This is a genomic window from Candidatus Methylomirabilota bacterium, from assembly GCA_035936835.1.
GTDB lineage: Bacteria > Methylomirabilota > Methylomirabilia > Rokubacteriales > CSP1-6 > AR37.
Window position 1 is genome coordinate 1 of record DASYVT010000166.1, and the last position, 1,809, is coordinate 1,809.

3 protein-coding genes are annotated in these 1,809 nt (G+C 68.9%); all 3 read right to left on the reverse strand.

Annotation, left to right across the window (positions count from 1 at the left end):
* The coding region (locus tag VGV06_15035; GenBank protein HEV2056460.1) for a hypothetical protein at positions 1–342 on the reverse strand (342 nt) is incomplete at its 3' end.
* Positions 339–1,469 (reverse strand): DUF58 domain-containing protein, encoded by a 1,131-nt coding sequence (locus VGV06_15040; protein ID HEV2056461.1) that lies wholly within the window; start codon positions 1,467–1,469, stop codon positions 339–341. The genes VGV06_15035 and VGV06_15040, both read right to left, overlap by 4 nt.
* A 33-nt stretch (positions 1,470–1,502) precedes the next feature.
* Positions 1,503–1,809 (reverse strand): hypothetical protein (locus tag VGV06_15045; GenBank protein ID HEV2056462.1); only part of this gene is annotated, 307 nt, incomplete at its 5' end.

Sequence of the window (1,809 nt, forward strand, 5' to 3'; positions counted from 1 at the left end):
CTTCAGGTCGAAGCTCGTGATCGCCACCAGCAGCAGTGCGAAGTTCGCCTGCGGCAGGACCCCGCCGAAAAGGGCGGCCACCGAATCGGCCAGGAAGTAGGCGAGGGCGGCGAAGACTAGCGACGCGATCAACGCCTGGCCCCAGAAGGTGCGCGGCTTGTTGCGGCCGCGGTAGCTGACGACGTGTCCTATCGCCGCCACGGCCAGCCCCACCGCCGGGATCAGGTACTCCTGGCCGTAGAGGACGATGGAGAGAACCGAAACCGCGAAGGCCGAGAAGACGAACGCGCGACCCTCGAGGGAGTGCTCGGTCGGAGATGCCGGCAGAAGCTTCAGTTTCACAGCGGCCACCCGAGGCCCACGCGCTGGACTGGCGCGTCGACGTCGAGCACCGCCTCGCCCACCACCCAGGCGCGGATGTCGCCGCCACGCTTTTTGACACCCTCGAGGGCGTCGATGACCTGGTCGTTGTAGCGAGCGACCACGGCGACGGCGTCGCTGACGCGGGGCGGCGGAAGGTCCAGGACCTCTGCCTGCGAGGGGTATCGCGCCAGCCACTCCAGGAGCGCCCAGAGGGACCTCGACTCGTCATACGTTGAGGGCTCGGCTCCCGGAGACCACAGGACGGCCCGCCCTCCGCTGCGCAGGCAGTCCCACGCTTCCGACGCCGCAAGGCGTGCGATCTGATCGGCGGCCTCGCGAGTCGGGGGCGATGGGTCGCAGAAGATTCCGAGCGACTGGATGCCAGGCGGCTCGTACTCCCGGACGATCAGCTCACCGTGCCGGGCACTGGAGCGCCAGTGGATGCGGCGCAGCGCGTCGCCGGGACGGTACTCGCGCACCCCGAACAGCTCCGTGCCCGTTCCGGCGCGCGACGTCGCCGCGCTGGCTTCGAGCTCGCGGACACGGGAGCGCGATCCGAACGACGTGAAGCGCGGCAGGACGAGGGCGAGTTCCGTATTTCCCTGCGCCCTGGTTCCACGCTCCCGAAAAAGGCCGAGCAGGTCCCCGGTCTCCAGGGCCCATCCGGTCGAGACGACAGGCCCGCGCCTGGCCGGACCGACAACCTTTCGCTCGGTCCAACCTTTTTTCGGCACCAACCCGGCTGCGGTCGCCAGCTCGACGCCGGCCACGGAACCGGTCATCCGAGCGGGACCGCGGGTGCCGCGGCTGCTCACGAGCTTGAGGTCGATGGAGATGCTGTCGCCCTCGAAGGCCCTTCGGGCCGGGCGCGCATTGAGGACGGCCTCGGGCAGGTCCTCCATCGGCGAGCCCGGGGCGAATTTGTAGCCGCGGACAAATATCTCGCCCCGAAGCCCTCGGTTCCAGAGCTTGTACAGGTACGACGCGACGATGAGGGCGGCGATCCAGTACGCGAGGAGATAGAGCCATGCCACCTCCGAGGTGCCCGCGTAGTAGAAGACCACGACCGCCACAGCGACGGCGCCGTAGAACCTTGCCCTGGGCATTCTGTGTGCGGCTAGTGGCCCACTAATGCTGCCTCAGGGGTGGCAGGGGCACCCCGCGACTACCTCGCCGAGCACGTCGGCGGCTTTCGCGCGCCCGCGCATGCCCAGGCGGTGCGCAAGGACCGGAATGGCGAGGTGCTTGATGTCATCCGGGAGCACGAAGTCACGGCCGTTGAAAAGCGCCCAGGCCTGGGCAGCGCGCTGCAGGTAGAGGCCCGCCCGCATGCTCGCGGGGAGCAGCACCTCGGGCCGGGCCCGGATCGCAGTGAGCAGAGAAACAATGTAGGTGCGAATCGCGGGCGCCGCGACGACGCGAAGTGCGGACTCCTGGAGCTCGATC

Coding starts and splice junctions, on each gene's coding strand:
- VGV06_15040 (HEV2056461.1), bottom strand. CDS start 1,469: ATGCCCAGGGCAAGGTTCTACGGCGCCGTCGCTGTGGCGGTCGTGGTC.